Source organism: Thiobacillus sp. 65-1402, from assembly GCF_001897685.1.
GTDB lineage: Bacteria > Pseudomonadota > Gammaproteobacteria > Burkholderiales > Thiobacillaceae > Thiobacillus.
Genome location: NZ_MKUG01000061.1, coordinates 1 through 17,957, shown reverse-complemented (window position 1 = coordinate 17,957; position 17,957 = coordinate 1). Strand labels below are relative to the sequence as shown.

The window sequence follows — 17,957 nt, the reverse complement described above, 5'->3', positions numbered from 1 at the left end:
TTGCCTTTGTCTTCAAAGTCCTTGGCGCGCTGAATGTGTTCCTGCTCGGTAAGCTTGGTAGCCGGGTCGCAGCCTCCCAGTGGTGCGGACAGGGCCAATACCAGAAGCGTGATCAAGGGGGAGGCGTGTCGGGTCATTGATGCAGGCTCCATTCGGCGATCGGGTGGGCGGCAGTCTAGCGCGTTTTGTTTTTCAGTTGGTCCAGCAGTGTGCGCGCTTCCTGCTCCTGCGGGAAGCGCGCACCGCCGGCCAGGAGGCGCTCCAATTCTCCCTGTGCACGCGCGCGGTCGCCGGTTTTGAACAGGGCAACCGCAAGGTGATACTGGATTTCCGCGTTGTCCGGCAGTTTGGAGAGCGCCCTGCGCAGGTGGGGCAGGCCCTGGGCGGCTTGCCCCTGAGCGGTCAGGATCCAGCCATAGGTGTCCATGACCATCGGGTTGTCCGGCTGCAGTTTCAGCGCCTGCCCGGCAAACGACGCGGCACGCTTGTCGCCCGCTCCATGCAGCGCCCATGCCAGATTGTTCAACACCATCAGGTTGCCGGGATTGCTCTTGTTCAACGCCAGGTAATGCTCGGCCGCTGCGGGGTACTGCTGGCGCTTGGTCAGGCTTTCCGCCAGGACGGCCCGGATGGCGGCGTCTTGCGGGTTGGCGACGAGCCAGGCGGCGAGGCGTTGTTCGCCCTCTTCGCTGCGCTGGGTGGCGTTGAAAACCTGCAACTGACGGACGAGCAGCGTAGCCGAAGGTTTCAGCTTGTGCGCGCGTTCGAACGCCGCCAGCGCGGCAGGGTAATCCTTGCGCACAAGCGCGGTGTCGCCCGCAAGGGTGAAACCGGCCGGGTGGTCGGGTTTCTGTTGCTGCACTTGCAGGGCGATTTTTTGCGCCTCGTCGAGCCGCGCCGCCCGCAGTTCGACGCCGCCGAGCATCATCTGTGCATCGAGCAGGCCGGGCTGGATGCGCAGGGCGTTTTGCAGGGCGCTGCGTGCGCCGGCGAGATCTTCGGCAGCGATCTGTGCGGTGGCGAGCTTGAGTAGCGGGGCGGCCTGGCCGGGCTGGCGCTCGACCAGCTTGCGGTAGCTCCCCAGCGCGTTGGCGGTGTCTCCCAGTGCCAACTGGGCGGCGCCGAGAAGGTCGAGCGCGGCCGGGTTGTCGGGCCAGGCATTGACGGCTTCGCGCGCCGCAGCGAGCGCCTTGTTTTTGTCGCCCCTGGCGAGCCGATAGCGTGCCAGTGCGATCCGCGGCTGCAGTGCCTGCGGGTGGACGGCGGCGGCTTTTTCCAGCCAGCTTACGTAGGCTTTCTCATCCCGGCTGTGCCGTCCGAGGTCGGCCAGCGCGAGCATGGCGTCGAGGTGTTTGGGATTGGCCTTGAGAATGTCCTCGAAGCGCTTGCGTGCGGCGTCAGGCCGGCTGTCTTTCAAGTCGAGTTGCGCCAGATTGGCGGCAGCAGGGAAAAACGCGGGGTCGAGCCTGAGCGCCTGGCTGAAGCTGTCGCGCGCACGGACCACGTCCTGTTTGCCGAGATAGGCCGCGCCCCGATAGTTCCAGGTGAGCGGATTGGCGGCTTGCTTCTTTTCCAGCGCGGCAATGCTGGCCAGCGCGGCATCGAACTGCTTGCGTTCCAGTTGGCTGAGAATGATGACAGTGTCGGCCCGGCTGTTGGCGCCTTCCATTCCAGCGGCGGTTTGCAGGTCGGCCATGGCGCGGCTGTCGCCCTGGGCCAGCCGTGAAATGCCGAGTTCGGTGCGGATGGCGGCGCTGTCCGGGTTGCGCTGGACAGCCTGTTCGAAATAGGCCGAGGCTTGCGCAAAGTCTTTTTTGGCCAAAGCGATTTCGCCGGCAACGGCCAATACACCGGCGTCCTGGCTGGCCGATTTGAGCGCAGGGGCCAGCGTGTGTGCCGCATCGTCGGGGCGCCCCAGGCGCAACTGCGCGGCGGCCAGCAGACGCCGCGCATAAAGATTGTCCGGGGCTGTTTTGACCACCTTGTTGAGATGCGTTTCGGCGGTTTGCAGATTGCCCAGTGCGTATTCGACCAAACCGCCCAGCAGCAGCGCAGGCACGAATTCGGGTGCGGCTTTCAACACGGCTGCCAGGTGGTCGCGCGCGGATTCGGTCTTCTTTTCGCGGAAGTCGATCAGCGCCTCGGTATAGCGCGCCTGCAGATTGTTGGGGGCGATGCTCAAGGCGGCGCCGACTTCCTTGCGCGCTTCGGCCAGCTTGCCGTCGGCGATGGCGATGCCCGCCAGGGCCAGCCGGGCACCGGCATGCCGGGGAGCGATCCGGACGGCTTCGCGATAGACCGCGACGGCTTCGGCGGATTTCCCGGTGGCGCGCAGCAGGTCGCCCTTCAGCAACAGGCTTTCGTGGTGCGCGGGGTCGAGCCGCAAAGCCTGGTCAAGATCCTGCATCGCCTTGCCGGCGTCGCCGTCGGCCAATGCCAACTGCGCCAGCGCCAGATGGACCTCGGCACTGTCGCTTGCGGCCTGCAGCGCGCGCTGCAGGGTTTGGCGTGCGTCTTCCCTGTTTCCCAGGCCGATTGCGGCGGTGGCGCGCAGCGCCAGCAGGGTGGCGGCGGCGGGGCCGCTGCCGGCCGGCGCGGGCAATTCGTCCAGCACGCGCTGGTATTCGCGCTGACCGAGCAGCGCCCGGGCGAGCAGCGGATTGACGGTGTCTGCCGCATAGCCGGCCTCACGGGCGCGCCGGAGCTCTTTTTCGGCACTGGCCAGGTCGAACTGGGTGAGATAGAGCTTGCCCAGTTCATAGCGCGCCTCGGCATTGCTTTTGTCCTCCGCCACGGCGTTTTTCAGCTGGATCATCGCCGTCTTGTAATCTCCCGCCGCGAGTTGCGCCTTGGCGTCGGCCACCAGGGTGGCGCTGCTTTTCTCGCTGCAGGCGGTCAACAGGCTGGCGCCCAGGATCAGGGCCGGCAACAGCCGGGTGGCGGGGCGGGGCATGGGCATTTCCAGGATTGTCCTTGTAGATTGCGGGCGGAAGGTTTATTTCATCCCGATTTTCGCCATCAGGTCGTACAGCGTGGGGCGGGTGATGCCGAGCAGTTCGGCGGCCTGAGCAATGCTGCCGTCGCTGTGCGCAAGGGCGCGGCCGACTGCCAGCCGCTCGGCGTTTTCACGCGCCTGGCGCAGGTTGAACGGCTGCGGTTCGGCATGGGCGGCGTCCAGGCCGAGGTCGGCTGCGGTGATCTGGCTGCCGTCCGCCATGATGGTTGCGCGCTTGATGATGTTTTCCATTTCACGCACGTTGCCAGGCCAGGCATGCGTTTCGAGCGCGCCCAGCGCATCGGCAGTGAACCCGCGGATGTTGCGCCCCTGCTCGCGTGCGTAGCGATCGAGGAAGGCCTGCGCCAGCAGCACGGCGTCGCCGGGCCGTTCGCGCAGCGGCGGGATCTTTATCGTGATTTCGGATAGCCGGTAATACAGGTCCTCGCGGAAGCTGCCTTCGCGGATCATGTCGGCAAGGTCGCGGTGGGTGGCGCAGACGACGCGCACATCGACCGGAATCTCGCCGCGTCCGCCAAGCCGCTCGATCACGCGTTCCTGCAGGAAACGTAGCAGCTTGGCCTGCAGCTGCATCGGCAGATCGCCGATTTCGTCGAGAAACAGCGTGCCTTCGTTGGCGTATTCGATACGGCCGATGGTCTGCTTGGCGGCACCGGTGAACGCGCCTTTTTCATAGCCGAACAGTTCGGATTCCAGCAGGGTGTCGGGGATCGCCGCGCAGTTGATGGCGACAAAGCGCTTGCCGGCACGCCGCGCGCCAGCACTTCCTTGCCGGTGCCGGACTCGCCCAGCAACAGCACGGTTGCGTTGGCCGGGGCGACTTTCTCCACGGTGCGGCAGATCTTGAGCATCGGCTCGCTGCTGGTGATCAGGCCCTGCAGGGCGGAACCGCGCTGCCTGGCGGCCAGCAGGCGGTTCTCGGCCTCCAGCGCATGGACATGCAGCGCACGCGCGATCATCAGCGCCAGCACGTCGGGATCGAATGGTTTCTGGAAAAAGTCGTAGGCGCCGAGGCGGATCGCCTTCACCGCATTGCTGCGATCGAGATTGCCGGTGACGACGATGACCTTGGTGGCGGGGGCGAGCGAAAGAATTTGCTGCAGGGCGGCCAGGCCTTCGGTGGCGCCGTCCGCGTCGGGCGGCAGGCCAAGGTCGAGCAGCACCACGGCGGGTTCGTGGCGGCGCAACTGCGCGACGGCGCTGTCGCGGTCGGCGGCCACCACCAGTTCGTAGTCGGCGAGGCTCCACTTCAGCTGCTTTTGCAGCCCGGGATCGTCTTCCACCAGCAGAATCTTTTGTTTGGCGTCGCTCATGCGGCGTCTCCTCGGTTTTCGGGATTATTGTCCAGCGGCAGGCTGAGACGGAAGCGGGTGCCGCTTCCCGGCGTGCTGTCCACCTCGATCGTTCCGCCCAGCGCGCGCAAGGTTTCACGGCATTCGTACGCGCCGATGCCCATGCCTGCGCCCTTGGTGGAGTCGAACGGCTGAAACAGGCGGGTCCGGATGAATTCGTCGTCCATGCCGCTGCCGCTGTCGATGATTTCAACCATGGCCTGTCCAGACTCTTCGAATCCGCGCAGCGTGACCTCACCGGTCGCCGGCGTCGCCTCCAGCGCATTTTGCAGCAGATGGCCGATGGCGCGGACGAGCCGTTCGCGCTCGGCACGCACGCGCAGGCTGGAAGGCGGCAAGGCCAGGATGGGCCGCAACTTGAATGCCTGCTTGCTGGCGGCGGCCTCGCTCAGGATGTCCGCCAGCGCCACCGACTGCGCGTGCGTTTCGTCGCTGCCGCGCCGCAATTGCGCCAGCACCTTGTTCATGCGGGCGACGGCGCTTTCCACGGTATCGAGCATGTCGGCCTGGAACTCGGGGTTGTGCTTGTGTTTTTCGGCATTGGCCAGCAGCAGGGACAGCTGGGCGACGAGGTTTTTCAGGTCGTGGATGACGAAGGTGGTGGTGCGGTTGAACGATTCGAACTGCCGCGCCACGATGAGCTGGTTGGAGGCGCGCATCTGTGCCAGATGCGCGGCAACCTGGCGCGCCGCCACCTTGAGCAGGTCGCTGACTTCCCAGTTGAAGCTGACATTGCCGAGAGAGTGCTTGAGCACGACAAAGCCGAGCAGTTCGTCGTGCAGCATCAGCGGCACCACCAGCCAGGCGTCGTCGGCGCGCCGAAGCCACGCCGGCGCGTCGAGATCGCCATAGAGGTCGCGGCGTGTTTTCATTTCGTCCAGATCCACCACCCATTGCTTGCCGGCGAGCCAGCGGATGAAGGGCGAAGCGGCCGGCTCGGTGCCGGTGATGTCGGCCCAGTTCCAGTGGCTGGCGCGTTGATAGGCGGCATTGCCTTCGCGCATCCACAGCGCGCCGCCGGGGCTTTCAAGCAGTTTTGCGAGGGCCTCGACCGCCCGTTCGCAGAGCTGCTCGCCAGGCCGGCCTTCGGTGAGGGTGCGGGTGAAGTTGAGCCACTCTTCGCGGTAGTCGTAGCGGTAGCTGAAAAAATGCTTGGACAGGAATACCCGTAGGCGCGCACGCAGGGTGCCGGAAATCATCAGCAGCACCAGCAGCATGACGGCGGCGAAGACGAACACGGTCTGTACCACGTCGCCCCATTCGCCGCCGAACAGGCGCAGGTAATACCCGGCGCCCGCCATCAGCAGCAGATATGCGCCGGCCCCCAGCAAGCTGGCGGTATGGAACGCCATGCTGCGCGACAGCCCGACCGGCGCCGCCCATTCCGGGTTGCGCGCCGCGGAGACCGCAATCAGCGGCGTCACCAGTGCCGCCACATAGCCGCGCGCCGCCCATACCCGGGCATCCGCCGCGCCGAACAGCGCGGCGTTGGCATGCAGGTAGAAATCGTAAACGAACAATCCGCCCAGCCCCAGGCAGAGAAACTTGATCGCCCAGCGGTCTTCCTGACGGGTGCCGCGGTAGACCTGTTCGACCAGCACCAGCCCCATCACGGTGAGCAGCACCAGCCCCAGATTGCCGGCCCACTGCGCCAGCACCGGCTGGGCGGGGGCGATGAAAGGAAGCGCGCTGGCGAGCAGCAGGCCGCCAACAAGCAGGCCGCCGAGAATGCGCATGAAACGTAGTGGCGCGGGCAGCGCGGTGGCCGGCGGCAGGCGCAGCCGCAGGATGTAGAGCAGCAGCGCCAGCCAGGCGCCGTTGCGCGCCACTTCGGCGGCGAGTTCCAACCGCGGCGGCAGCGCACCCCAGGCGGCGAGTGCCGACAGCGCACCCCAGGCGGCGCTGAGTCCGGTGGCGAGTACCAGCAGCCGCCCCTGCGGCCGTCGCCGCCAGCTGGCGACGATGAGCCCGGACAATCCCAGATAGGCCAGGGTTGCCAAGCCATAGCCGACCGCCGCCAGATGGAGCAGGGTGTCGGGCATGGCGGCGGCTCAGGCGCGCGCGGTCAGCGCACGCCCTTTCCCCACAGCACTACCTGAGCGGTCTGGAACAGGATCATCAGATCGAGAAACAGGCTGTGGTTCTTGACGTAGTAGAGATCGTACTGCAGCTTGTGCATGGCATCCTCATCGGTCGCGCCGTAAGCGTAGCGCACCTGCGCCCAGCCGGTGATGCCGGGCTTGACCGTGTGGCGCACGCCGTAATAGGGGATTTTCTGGGTCAGGTCCTGCACGAAATAGGGGCGTTCGGGGCGCGGGCCGACGAAGCTCATGTCGCCGAAGAAGACGTTGAAAATCTGCGGCAATTCGTCGATGCGGGTGCGCCGGATGAAGCGCCCGGTGAGCGTCACGCGACTGTCGTTCTGGCCGGCCCAGCGCGGTTTGCCGTCTTTTTCGGCATCGACGCACATGCTGCGGAATTTGAAGATGGTGAAGCTGCGGCATCCCTGGCCGACACGTTCCTGGCGGTACAAAACGGGGCCGGGGCTTTCCAGTTTGATCAGCAGCGCGGTCAGCGCCATGATCGGCAGGCAGACCACCAGCATGGCGGCGCTCACCAGCAGATCGAACAGCCGCTTGACGGTGTCGCGCACGATGCCTTGATGAAATCCCTCGGCCAGGATCATCCAGCTGGCGTTCATCGAATCGAGTTGCAAGTGGCCGTTTTCGCGTTCGAAGAAACTCGACAGTTCGAGGATGCGGATGCCATACAGCTTGCATTTGAGCAGGTCCTGCACCGGCATGCCGCCGCCGCGGCGGTCGCGTACGGCGAGGATGATCTCGCTGATTTGCAGGCGCTGCGCCAGTTCGGGCAGCGGCTCCTGGGTGTCGAGAATACGGGCATGGTCGACGAAATGGTGGCTGCCGCCCATCGGCAGGTAGCCCATTACCTGAACGTTGCCGACATGGCCGCGTTTGGCCAGCAGCGCTTCGATGTGGGCGGCGCGGCTGCCGGTGCCGATCACCAGGGCGCGGGTTTTGAGCGCCCCTGCCCGCGCCCAGCGGATGAACAGCGCGCGGCTGAGCAGGATGCCCAGCAGCGCCAGGCCGAACGACAGCAGGAAGGCGCCCCGCCCGACCAGCAGGGCGGGAAAGAAATAGAACAGCAGGCTCATCGCCGCCAGACCGAGCCCGAAGCTCAGGCCGAGGCGGTGCAGCAGCGCGCGCACGCCGCCCTGCCATTCCAGATCGTAAAGACCGCTCGCGGTCATCAAGCCCAGCATGACCACCGTGAAGGCCAGGGCTTTGGGCAGCAGGGGGCTGAGATCGTCCGGGACCGTGCCGCTGTCGAGGAAGCGCGCGTTGACTCCGGCGTAGATGGCGCCGCCGAGAATCAGCGCTTCGATCGACATCAGCAACAATAAATTCAGGGGCACGTAGTGCCGGAAAAATCGAATCACGGCTGTTCGCTCGAAAGAGTCATGTGGTGCGATTCAGCATCTTTCATGCCAGAGTGGGTGCTGAGAGATGGCTCAAATCAGGCCCCGTACCTGTGGCAAGCGCAGGCGGCGCGGGCTGCCGTCCGCCTGCAAACGCTTCATGTTGCGCAGTTCGGCGGCAGGGTAGACGACAACGTCGACCGGCGCGCGCGGGTCGTCGATGATGAAGCGCGGATAGGCGCGTCCCGCGGCATCCGGCGTACGCTGTTCGCCGGCCTGATAGGGCGAAGCCTGGCGCATCAGCAGGAACTCGACATCCTTCTGGTCGTCGGTGAAGAGTTGCAGGTTGATGTCGGCATAGCGCCCTGCTGTGCCGTTGAGCACCGGGCCGGTCAGGTGGGGGTCGAAAGCCGCCAATTGCTCCATATATTCAATGGCGACTTGCCGCAGCAGCGCGAGCTGGGCGCGCGTTTCGTCGGCCTGGTAGAGGGCCTGATAGCTGCGTAGCGCCTCTTCGATTTGCAGGTTGTCGGGCAGGTTGTTGCTGTCGGGGGCGCCCAGCTGGCGCGCCGCCTTGCGTTTGGCGCTGCCATAATCGAGGCTGCCGTCTTCCGCCAGCATGCGTGCTGCGGCATGGGCAATGCGGCGGCGCATGTCCTGATGTTTCATAGCGGAGTTCCGGGCGGGGCGGCCGGCCGGGACGGTTCGGCGGGATTGGCCGGATCGCTGTTCCAGTCTGCGGGCGGTGCCTCGGGCGGCGGGAATTCCTGATAAAAGTGCTCCACCATGCCGGTCTCTTTGTTGCCGAGCAAGTCGCCCAGCAATTCCCCCAGCACGGTGTCCGGCAGGCGGGCGCCGGTGGCCGGATCGATTTTCACGCTGATGATGCCGCCGGGCATCGCCCAGCCGGTCTGCGGCGTCCCCTTGAGCGCCACATCCATGAAACTCATCCAGATCGGCAGCGCGGACTGGGAGCCCGTCTCGCGCCGTCCCAGCGAGCGCGGCTGGTCGTACCCCATCCAGACGATCGCGACCAGGCCGGGGTTGTAGCCGGCGAACCAGGTATCGCGCGCGTCGTTGGTGGTGCCGGTCTTGCCGGCGATGTCGCCGCGTCCCAGCTGGCCGGCACGCGCGGCGGTACCGTAACGCACCACGTCCTGCATCATGGTGGTCATCAGCCAGGCATTGCGCGGGTCGATCACGCGCGGCGCATTGCCGCCGGCTTGTTGCGGGCTGGCCTGCATCAGCAGCCGCCCGTCCTTGTCGTACACCTTGTCGATCAGATAGGGCTTGACGCTGAAGCCGCCGTTGGCGAACACCCCATAGGCCGCGGCCATCTGCAGCGGAGTGACGCTGCCAGCGCCCAGTGCCATGGTGAGATAGGGCGGGTGGCGCGCCGGGTCGAAGCCGAAGCGGCGGATGTAGTCGCGCGCGTAATACGGACCGATGCCCTGCAGGATGCGTATCGACACCAGGTTGAGCGACTTGGTCAGCGCGCTGCGCATGCGCACCGGACCGCTGGTGCTGCCGTCGTAGTTTTGCGGTTCCCAGGCGGTGCCGCCGGCCTCTTCTGCGGCCAGCGAAAGCGGTGCGTCGTTGATGATGGTGGCGGGGGTGTAGCCTTTTTCCAGCGCCGCTGAGTAGATGAAGGGCTTGAAACTCGATCCCGGCTGCCGCCAGGCCTGGGTGACGCGGTTGAATTTGTTGCGGTTGAAATCGAACCCGCCGACCAGCGCGGTGATGGCGCCATCCTGCGGGTGCAGGGCGACCAGCGCGGCTTCGACCTCGGGCAGCTGCGCCAGCCGCCAGTGCGGCTTGCTGCCTGTCGCCTGCACGCGCACCACCGCGCCGGGGCTGAGTTGCCGTCCTTTTTTGCCGGCAACCCAGTTGGCCACCCACTTGAGCGAGTTGTCGGCAATGTCGACCACGCTGCCGTCGCGCAATTGGGCACGGATGAGCTTGGCGCTGGCGGCTACGACCACGGCGGGCTGCATGTCGCTGACAGGGGAGAGGTCTTCCAGTGCGCCGGCAATGGCGGCTTCGCGCCGCGCGCTGTCGGCGGGCAGGCTGACCTGTTTTTCCGGTCCCCGATAGCCGTGGCGCTGGTCGTAATCGGCGATGCCGTGCCACACGGCCAGGTTGGCCGCAGCCTGCTGGGCGCGCTTCAGGGTGGTGACCGCCTTGTAGCCGGAACTGTAGATCGATTCACCGTATTTTTCGAACAATGCCTGGCGCACCATTTCGGCAGCGTAGTCGGCGCTTACGTCGGTCTGCTGACGCGCCTGGCGGATGATCAGCTTCTGCTTGACGGCAGCCTGCCAAGTGGGCTGGTCGATGAACTTGAGTGTGCGCATGCGGCCCAGCACGTATTCCTGGCGCGCCTTGGCGCGCGGGAAATTAACCACCGGGTTGTAGCGCGACGGCGCCTTCGGCAGTCCCGCCAGCATGGCGAACTCGGCCAGCGACAGCTCGTGCATCGGCTTGCCGAAGTAAGTGCGCGCTGCGGCTTCGAAGCCGTAGGCACGCTGACCGAGGTAGATCTGGTTGATGTAGAGCTCGAGGATTTTATCCTTCGACAGATTGTGCTCGATCTTCATCGCCAGCATGGCTTCCGACAGCTTGCGAGTCAGCGTTTTCTCGTTCGACAGGAAGAAATTGCGCGCCACCTGCATGGTGATGGTGGACGCGCCTTCCTTGGCGCCGCCGGACAGCAGGTTCGATCCTGCCGCGCGCAGTACCCCCAGCGTATCCACGCCGCCATGGGTGTAGAAACGCTCGTCCTCGGCGGCGATGATCGCCTGCTTCATGTATTGCGGGACTTTGTCGATGACGATGAAGGCGCGGCGTTCCTCGCCGAATTCGCCGATCAGGGCGCCGTCAGCCGTGTAGACGCGCAGCGGCAGCTTGGGTTTGTAGTCGGTGAGTGCCTCGAGCGGAGGCAGGTTGGGGTAAATCAGCGCGGCCGCCAATCCGGCCAGGGCCGTGCCGACTACGCCGAGGCTGACGATCAGTGCCAGTGCGTAATGCCACCATTTGGAAAACATCCGGTTCCTTTGTCGAGACGGCACGCAAATGCCCGAAGCATGCGTGTCCGATTTTCCACTCCGGCCTGAGGCCGGCCAGCGGGGCCATCCCAATAACCCGCTGTTTTAATTGCCTATTGATTTAGCTCATCCGGTGAGGCCCCTGTATACAGTAAGCCAGGTGGCCACCCGGTTTCAAATTTCGGTGGGCCGGATCGATAACGCGATGCCTAAAGTTTCCGGCGATTATAGGCGTTAGTGGTGTTGGAAATTGGACACAGTTGTTCAACTCTTGCAGTGCGGAGAGAAAAAAACTGTTAAAAACCGTGTGTTGTTGCTAGCATCTAAAAATAATAACAAGAAAAGGCGCCAACCCATAGAAGCGTAAAGGAAAATCCTTGCACCTGAATATCAATCTGGACTGGCTGTCCGCCAAAAGCCTGCCCATCCTGGGACTCGACATCAGCACGACTGCGGTCAAGCTGGTGGAATTGTCCGACGCCGGCAAGGGGATGCTGCGGGTGGAGCGCTATGTCATCGAGCCTTTGCCCAAGGATGCCGTGACGGACGGCAATATCGCCAACCTCGATCAGGTGGCCGATACCTTGCGTACCGCCTGGAAAGCACTCGGCACGCGGGTCAGGAACGTTGCGCTGGCATTGCCGTCGTCGGCGGTCATCACCAAGAAAATCCTGGCGCCGGCCAGCCTGAAAGGCCTCGACCTGGAAAACCAGGTGGAAGCCGAGGCCAACCAGGTCATTCCCTTCTCGCTGGACGAAGTGAACCTGGACTTCCAGGTGCTTGGCCCGTCGCCCGCCAGCCCGGACGATGTGCAAATCCTGCTGGCCGCCGCGCGCAAGGAAAAGGTCGAAGACCGCGTGGCCGCCGTCGAGGCCGCCGGGCTCAAGGCGCTCATCATGGACGTCGAGTCCTATGCCACGCAAACCGCGTACGAACAGATCGCCCACTTGCTGCCGAATAGCGGCGACGGCCAGACCGTGGCGATCATCGACGTGGGCGCGCAGAACATGCACATCAACATCCTCAACGACAACGAGTCGGTTTACCTGCGCGAGTATGCCTTCGGCGGCAACCAGCTCAACAACGAAATTTCGCGCCGTTACGGCATGACCAGCGAGGAGGCGGAAAACGCCAAGCGCCGCGGCACGCTGCCCGAAAGCTACGACATGGAAGTGCTGCAGCCCTACAGCGAAACCCTGGCGATGGAAATCGGCCGTGCCCTGCAGCTGTTCACCACCTCCACCCAGTATCGCAAGGTCGATCAGATTCTGCTCGCCGGCGGAGGGGCCATGATCCCCGGCATCGACGAAGTGGTCAGCCAGCGCACCGGCACCCCGACCCTGGTCGTCAACCCGTTTGCCAACATGGCAGTCGGTTCCAAAATCCGGCCGCAGGCATTGACTGCCGACGCGCCTTCCCTCTTCGTCGCCTGTGGCCTCGCCATGCGGAGGTTCGACCCGCAATGATCCGCATCAACCTGCTCCCCCACCGCGAACTGAAACGCGCCGCACGGCGCCGCCAGTTCAATATCCTGCTCGGCTTCGCCGTCGCGGCGGGCGTGGTTGCCGTCATCCTCGGCCACAGCCTGATCGCCGCCCGCCAGTCGGCGCAGGATGCCCGCAACGCCTTCCTCGAACAGGAGATCGCCAAGCTCGATGGCCAGATTGGCGAAATTAAGAAAATCCGCGAACAGACCCAGGCGCTGCTGGAGCGCAAGCAGGTCGTCGAGACCCTGCAATCCAATCGTACCGAAGTCGTCCACCTGTTCGATCAGATGATCCGTCTGCTGCCCGATGGCCTCTATCTCAGGTCCTTCAAGCAGGCGGGCGATATCGTCACCATCAGCGGTTACACCCAGTCGAGCGCGCGCGTGTCCACCCTGATGCGCAATCTGGACAGCTCGCCCTGGTTCGAGTCGGCCAATCTGGTCGAAATCAAGGCGGCCACGGTAAACAACCTGCGCGCCAACGAGTTTGTGCTGTCGGTCAAGCAGGCCCGCCAGCAGACGGACGACGCGAATGACAAAGGGGGCAAAGCATGACCCTGGACGAACTCAACAAACTCGATCTGAAAACCCTGGCCGACTGGCCGCTGCCGACCAAGCTCGCGGCGCTTGGGGTGCTGTGCGTGGCGATCGTGGCGGCGGGCTGGTGGTTCGACTGGCGCGGCGGCATGGAGACGCTGGATGCGGCCAAGCAGAAGGAAACCGAGCTGCGCGGCGTGTTCACCACCAAGAAAAATCAGGCCATCAATCTGGAGGCCTACAAGAAGCAGCTGGCCGATATCGAGCAGGCCTTCGGCGCGCTGCTGAAGCAGCTGCCTAACAAGCAGGAGATGGACGCCCTGATTACCGACGTCAACCAGGCGGGACTCGGGCGCGGCCTGCAGTTCGACCTGTTCAAGCCCGAGGCCGAAACCGCGTCCGAGTTCTACGCGGAAACGCCGATCCGCGTCAAAGTCACCGGCGGCTACCACGATATTGCGGCTTTCGTCAGCGATGTCTCCAAGCTGTCGCGCATTGTCACCTTGCAGGACATTGCCATGGAGCCCGCCAAGGATGGCGTGCTGAACATGGATGCCATCGTCAAAACCTATCGCTACCTGGACGATGAGGAGCTCATTGCCAGGAAGCAGCAAGCCAAGGAGCAAAAGAAATGAGGCGCCTGGCTCCCGTATTACTGGCATTGGGCCTGACCGGCTGCGGTGGCGGCAGCATGGACGACCTGCAGACCTTCGTTGCCGAGGCCGGCCGCGACATGCAGGGAAAGATCGAGCCGCTGCCGCAGGTCAAGGTCTATGAGCCGTTCACCTACAACGCCTTCGACCTGCCCGACCCGTTCAAGCCGAGAAAACTCTCGATCGGAGGCGGCGGCGGAATACAGCCCGATTTCAATCGTCCGAAAGAGCCGCTCGAGGCGTTTTCGCTGGAAACCCTGAAAATGGTCGGCGTGCTGGCTCGGAAGGGCGTCATCCATGCGGTGGTCAAAACACCGGACAACGCGATTTATCACGTCAGGAAAGGCAATTACGTGGGACAGAATTTCGGCCTCGTCACGCAGATCGACGACAGCCAAATAAGCTTGCGCGAGATTGTCCAGGATAGCGCCGGGGACTGGTCCGAGCGCGCCAGCACCCTGAACTTGCAAGAATGATTCGTAGCACTGAATTCCAAAGAGGCTGACATGAACGTATTGCCCAAAATTGCCCAGAAAATGTCCTGCAAGGGGACGCCGACTTTCTCCCCGCAAGGGGGAGGCCGTTGGGTACCCAACGGCTGCGCCGTTACCCATTCGCTCTACAAGCTGAAGCTTGTGAAAGATCGTATGACTCGCCAGCTGTTCGGGATCGCCCTGCTCGCTGGTTTGGTGCTGCCTCTCGCCGTGCGTGCTGCCGACGTGCCGCCTACCGGCAACGCAGTGCAAAGCGTCGAAACCACCACCCTGCCCGGAGGCAAGGTCGTGGTGCGCGTCAACCTCAAGAATGCGCTGACCGCCACGCCGGCGGGGTTTACTGTCGGCAATCCGCCGCGCATCGCGCTTGATCTGCCCGACACAGGCAATGCCATGGGACGCAACACGGTGGACGCCAACCTCGGCCCTCTGTCGAGCGTCAACGTGGTGCAGGCGGGAACGCGCACCCGCCTGGTTTTGAACCTGAGCAAGGCGGTTGAATACGACGCCAGGGTCGACGGCAAGTCGCTGCTCGTCGCGCTGGGCGATGTCGGCGCCGGTGCGGCGCCGGTGAACGTCAGTCCGCGGTTTGCCGAAGCGGGACCCGGTGCGGCGCGCCACGGCATCCGCGATGTCGATTTCAGGCGTGGCGCAGCGGGCGAGGCGCGCATCGTGACCACGCTGTCCGATGCGCAGGCAGGGATCAACATCCGCCAGCAGGCCAACGGCGTGGTCGTCGACTTCATCGGCACCGAGTTGCCCCAGGCCTTGCAGCGCCGTCTCGACGTGGCCGATTTCGGCACCCCGGTGCAGACCATCGAAACCTATACCCTGGGCGACAACACCCGCATGGTGATCGAACCCAAGGGCGGCTGGGAGTATTCGGCTTACCAGGCCGACAACAGCTTTATCGTCGAAGTCAAGGCGGCGGTCGACGGCCAGAAGAAAACCGCCGACGGCAAGGTGAAATACGTCGGCGAAAAACTTTCGCTCAATTTCCAGAATGTCGAGGTGCGCTCGGTGCTGCAGGTCATCGCCGACTTCACCGGCCTCAACATCATCGCCAGCGACACCGTGGCCGGCAACCTGACGCTGCGCCTGAAAGACGTGCCGTGGGACCAGGCGCTCGACCTCATCATGCAGACCAAGGGCCTGGACAAGCGCCAGAACGGCAACGTGATCTGGATCGCGCCCAAGGACGAACTGCTGACCAAGGAGAAGCTGGAGTTCGAAGCCAGATCGGCGGTGGCCGATCTGGAGCCCCTGACCACTGAATACATCCAGCTCAACTACATGCGGGCGGATGAAGCGCAAACCATGCTGTACGGCTTTGCCGCCGGCGCCTTCCTCAATTCGGCAACCAACAACGCAGTGAACTGCTCGGCACAAGCCCAGGGCCTGGGCGGCGCAGCGGCAGCGCAGGCATCGCAGAAAGGCCAGGGGGATACTGACCAGAAAGTCCTGACCAAGCGGGGCCGCGCAACCTATGAACTGAAGACCAATACGCTGATCATTACCGATACGGCACGCAAGATTCAGGAGATTCGCGAACTGCTCGCGCGTCTGGACGTGCCCGCCCGCCAGGTCATGATCGAGGCGCGGGTGGTCGTTGCCGATTCGCAATGGGGCCGCCAGTTGGGCGCACGGCTGGGCACCCGGATTACTGGCACGACCAATCTGGCCGGCTCGCAAACCGGCATCAACCTGTCGGGCAATCAGTTGGCTGCCGAGGCAGGCAGAACCGCCAACAATGTCAATTTGCCGATCTCGGGCAGCACGGCTCCGGGCTCGTTCGGCCTCTCCCTGCTGAACATCGCGACCGGCAATTTGATCAGCCTGGAATTGCAGGCGCTGGAGGCGGATAACCGCGGAAAGATTCTTTCCAGCCCGCGTGTCGTGACGTCCAACCAGAAGCCGGCGGTGATCCTGCAAGGTGAGCAGATTCCTTATATCACCCAAACCGTTTCCGGCGGAGTCGCGACGACGACCGTTACGTTCAAGGACGCGTTCCTCTGCCTGCTGGTGGACCCGCAAATCCTGAACAACGATTCCATCATCATGAGCGTGGAGATCCAGAAGGATGCACGCGGCCCGGTGATCACGGCTGCGGGCCTGAGCGCGCCCACCATCGAAACCAAGCGTGCCAAAACCCAGGTGCGGGTGAGCAATGGCGAAACGGCCGTACTGGGCGGAATTTTTGAAGAGGTCGATCGGAATGACATCAATAAGGTTCCGTTCCTCGGGGATGTTCCCTTCCTCGGCAACCTCTTCAAGAACTCAAACAAGCAGAAAGACAAAATTGAGCTGCTGATTTTCCTCACCCCGCGCATCCTCGACGAGCGCCTGTCGCTCCGCTGATCGAGAAAGCGAGAAAAACGCGGGCCTTGGCCCGCGTTTTTCTTTGCCTCCAATTCAGGGCGGCCTGTGTGTACCGCCGATACAAGCCCAATTAGAATGGCGCCATGAGCAAGCGCGACAATCTTTATCTGGTCGGACTGATGGGTGCCGGCAAGACCACGGTGGGGCGGCTGCTGGCCAAGCATTACGGCTGCGCCTTCCACGATTCGGACCACGAAATCGAGGCGCGCACCGGCGTCAAGATCCCGGTCATTTTCGAAATCGAAGGGGAAGCGGGTTTTCGCAAGCGCGAAGAGGCGGCCATCGCCGAGCTGACCGCATTGTCGGGCATTGTGCTGGCCACCGGCGGCGGGGCGGTGCTGTCGGCGGCCAACCGCGAAAACCTGAAGAAAAATGGCGTGGTGATTTATTTGCGCGGCACGCCCGAGCATTTGTACGAGCGCACGCGGCATGACCGCAACCGCCCGCTGCTGCAAACGGCGGACCCGCTGGAACGCTTGCGCGAGCTCTATAAACAGCGCGATCCCCTGTATCGCGAAGTGGCCGACATCGTGGTGGATACCGGGCGGCAGAGCGTGGCGGGCATGACCCGCGTGCTCTTCGGCAAGCTGGACTTGCTGAGGAGAGGGCTGCCGCTGCCCGATACGGCGGGCTGAATGCGGCGAGCCGTCTGCATCGGGCTGCTTTGTCTGCTGACGGACATGACGGCAGCCGCAGACTACCGCGTGGATGCGCAAAATTACCGTGATTATTTGCATCGCTTGCAGCCGGGCGACCGCTTGCTGCTAGTGTCGGGGGATTACCGCCAGGGCCTGCCGCTGCACAATCTGTCCGGGCGCACCGGCCAGCCCATCGTCATCGAAGCGGCCGATCCCGCTGTGCCGCCGCGCTTCATCGCGCGGCCGCGCGCCAACACGGTCAGCCTGGTCAACGTCCGTCACCTGGTGTTGCGCCACCTGGAGCTCGATGGCCGCAGCCAGCCGGTGGATGCAGTCAAGGCCGAAGGCCACAGCCGCTATGCCGACCACATCACGCTGGAGTCACTGCATATTCACGACCATGCCGCGTCGCAGCAAAACGTGGGCATTTCCACCAAATGTCCGGCACTGGGGTGGGTGGTCAGGGGGAACCGCATCGAGCGGGTCGGCACCGGCATGTACTTCGGCGATTCCGACGGCTCGGACCCCTTCGTCGGCGGCGTCATCGAAGCCAACCGGATCGTGCACACCCTGGGTTACAACCTGCAGATCAAGCATCAAACCACGCGCCCGGCCGAATATGCGGATCGCTACGACACGGTGATTCGGTACAACTTGTTTTCCAAGTCCGACGCCGTCGCCGGCCCGCAGGCGCGCCCCAACGTCCTGCTGGGCCATGTCCCGCTGAGGGGCGCGGGCAGCGAAGACCGCTATCTGGTCTACGGCAACCTCTTTCTGCACAATCCGAGCGAAGCGTTGTTGCAGGCGGAGGGGCGGGTGGCGGTGTACGACAATGTATTCATCAACGGCAGCGGCGATGCGATCCATATCCAGCCGCACAACGATGTGCCGCGCGACATGGCGATTTTCTCCAATACCG

12 protein-coding genes and 1 pseudogene are annotated in these 17,957 nt (G+C 64.0%); 7 read left to right on the top strand and 6 right to left on the bottom strand.

Features of this window, described 5'->3' with window-relative positions; translation table 11 throughout:
- Positions 1 to 175 precede the first annotated feature (175 nt).
- The 6 genes and pseudogenes from prsT to BGO62_RS04910 form a co-directional block, all read right to left on the bottom strand.
- Entirely contained in the window at positions 176 to 2,953 is a 2,778-nt protein-coding gene (gene prsT / locus BGO62_RS04935; protein WP_296639862.1) for an XrtA/PEP-CTERM system TPR-repeat protein PrsT, read from the bottom strand.
- Positions 2,954 to 2,995: 42 nt separating this feature from the next.
- Positions 2,996 to 4,329, bottom strand: a pseudogene (gene prsR / locus BGO62_RS04930) (PEP-CTERM-box response regulator transcription factor).
- A complete protein-coding gene (prsK, locus tag BGO62_RS04925) occupies positions 4,326 to 6,410 on the bottom strand; it encodes an XrtA/PEP-CTERM system histidine kinase PrsK (protein WP_296639861.1) in 2,085 nt (694 codons plus the stop codon). Before prsK ends, prsR begins: the two are co-directional and overlap by 4 nt.
- Positions 6,411 to 6,433: 23 nt before the next feature.
- Positions 6,434 to 7,828 (bottom strand): TIGR03013 family XrtA/PEP-CTERM system glycosyltransferase, encoded by a 1,395-nt coding sequence (locus BGO62_RS04920; RefSeq protein ID WP_296639860.1) that lies wholly within the window; start codon positions 7,826 to 7,828, stop codon positions 6,434 to 6,436.
- A gap of 72 nt (positions 7,829 to 7,900) precedes the next feature.
- Entirely contained in the window at positions 7,901 to 8,476 is a 576-nt protein-coding gene (locus tag BGO62_RS04915; protein ID WP_296639858.1) for a hypothetical protein, read from the bottom strand.
- Positions 8,473 to 10,851 (bottom strand): penicillin-binding protein 1A, encoded by a 2,379-nt coding sequence (locus tag BGO62_RS04910; RefSeq protein ID WP_296639857.1) that lies wholly within the window; start codon positions 10,849 to 10,851, stop codon positions 8,473 to 8,475. The genes BGO62_RS04915 and BGO62_RS04910 overlap by 4 nt, the downstream gene beginning before the upstream one ends.
- Positions 10,852 to 11,228: 377 nt before the next feature.
- Here BGO62_RS04910 and BGO62_RS04905 point away from each other — a divergent pair, with 377 nt between their 5' ends.
- From BGO62_RS04905 to BGO62_RS04875, 7 genes are all read left to right on the top strand, one after another.
- Positions 11,229 to 12,317 (top strand): pilus assembly protein PilM, encoded by a 1,089-nt coding sequence (locus tag BGO62_RS04905; protein WP_296639855.1) that lies wholly within the window; start codon positions 11,229 to 11,231, stop codon positions 12,315 to 12,317.
- On the top strand, positions 12,314 to 12,892 hold the full coding sequence (locus BGO62_RS04900) for a PilN domain-containing protein (protein ID WP_296639853.1): 579 nt from the start codon (positions 12,314 to 12,316) through the stop codon (positions 12,890 to 12,892). The genes BGO62_RS04905 and BGO62_RS04900 overlap by 4 nt, the downstream gene beginning before the upstream one ends.
- Positions 12,889 to 13,509 carry a type 4a pilus biogenesis protein PilO gene (gene pilO, locus BGO62_RS04895; RefSeq protein WP_296639851.1) on the top strand — a complete coding sequence of 207 codons (621 nt, stop codon included), beginning with the start codon at positions 12,889 to 12,891 and terminating at the stop codon, positions 13,507 to 13,509. The genes BGO62_RS04900 and pilO overlap by 4 nt, the downstream gene beginning before the upstream one ends.
- Entirely contained in the window at positions 13,506 to 14,003 is a 498-nt protein-coding gene (locus tag BGO62_RS04890; protein ID WP_296639848.1) for a pilus assembly protein PilP, read from the top strand. The genes pilO and BGO62_RS04890 overlap by 4 nt, the downstream gene beginning before the upstream one ends.
- 171 nt (positions 14,004 to 14,174) lie before the next feature.
- The gene (pilQ, locus tag BGO62_RS04885; RefSeq protein ID WP_296639846.1) at positions 14,175 to 16,379 is read left to right on the top strand and encodes a type IV pilus secretin family protein; all 2,205 of its coding nucleotides are present in this window, start codon (positions 14,175 to 14,177) and stop codon (positions 16,377 to 16,379) included.
- Positions 16,380 to 16,483: 104 nt separating this feature from the next.
- On the top strand, positions 16,484 to 17,035 hold the full coding sequence (locus BGO62_RS04880) for a shikimate kinase (protein ID WP_296639845.1): 552 nt from the start codon (positions 16,484 to 16,486) through the stop codon (positions 17,033 to 17,035).
- On the top strand, positions 17,036 to 17,957 hold a 922-nt coding region (locus BGO62_RS04875; RefSeq protein WP_296639844.1), incomplete at its 3' end, for a hypothetical protein. It abuts the gene before it with no gap.

Excerpts from the sequence above, each read along its gene's own strand:
- prsT (WP_296639862.1), bottom strand. The coding sequence starts at position 2,953 with ATGCCCCGCCCCGCCACCCGGCTGTTGCCGGCCCTGATCCTGGGCGCC.
- prsK (WP_296639861.1), bottom strand. The coding sequence starts at position 6,410 with ATGCCCGACACCCTGCTCCATCTGGCGGCGGTCGGCTATGGCTTGGCA.
- BGO62_RS04915 (WP_296639858.1), bottom strand. The coding sequence starts at position 8,476 with ATGAAACATCAGGACATGCGCCGCCGCATTGCCCATGCCGCAGCACGC.
- BGO62_RS04910 (WP_296639857.1), bottom strand. The coding sequence starts at position 10,851 with ATGTTTTCCAAATGGTGGCATTACGCACTGGCACTGATCGTCAGCCTC.
- BGO62_RS04900 (WP_296639853.1), top strand. The coding sequence starts at position 12,314 with ATGATCCGCATCAACCTGCTCCCCCACCGCGAACTGAAACGCGCCGCA.
- pilO (WP_296639851.1), top strand. The coding sequence starts at position 12,889 with ATGACCCTGGACGAACTCAACAAACTCGATCTGAAAACCCTGGCCGAC.
- BGO62_RS04890 (WP_296639848.1), top strand. The coding sequence starts at position 13,506 with ATGAGGCGCCTGGCTCCCGTATTACTGGCATTGGGCCTGACCGGCTGC.
- pilQ (WP_296639846.1), top strand. The coding sequence starts at position 14,175 with ATGACTCGCCAGCTGTTCGGGATCGCCCTGCTCGCTGGTTTGGTGCTG.
- BGO62_RS04880 (WP_296639845.1), top strand. The coding sequence starts at position 16,484 with ATGAGCAAGCGCGACAATCTTTATCTGGTCGGACTGATGGGTGCCGGC.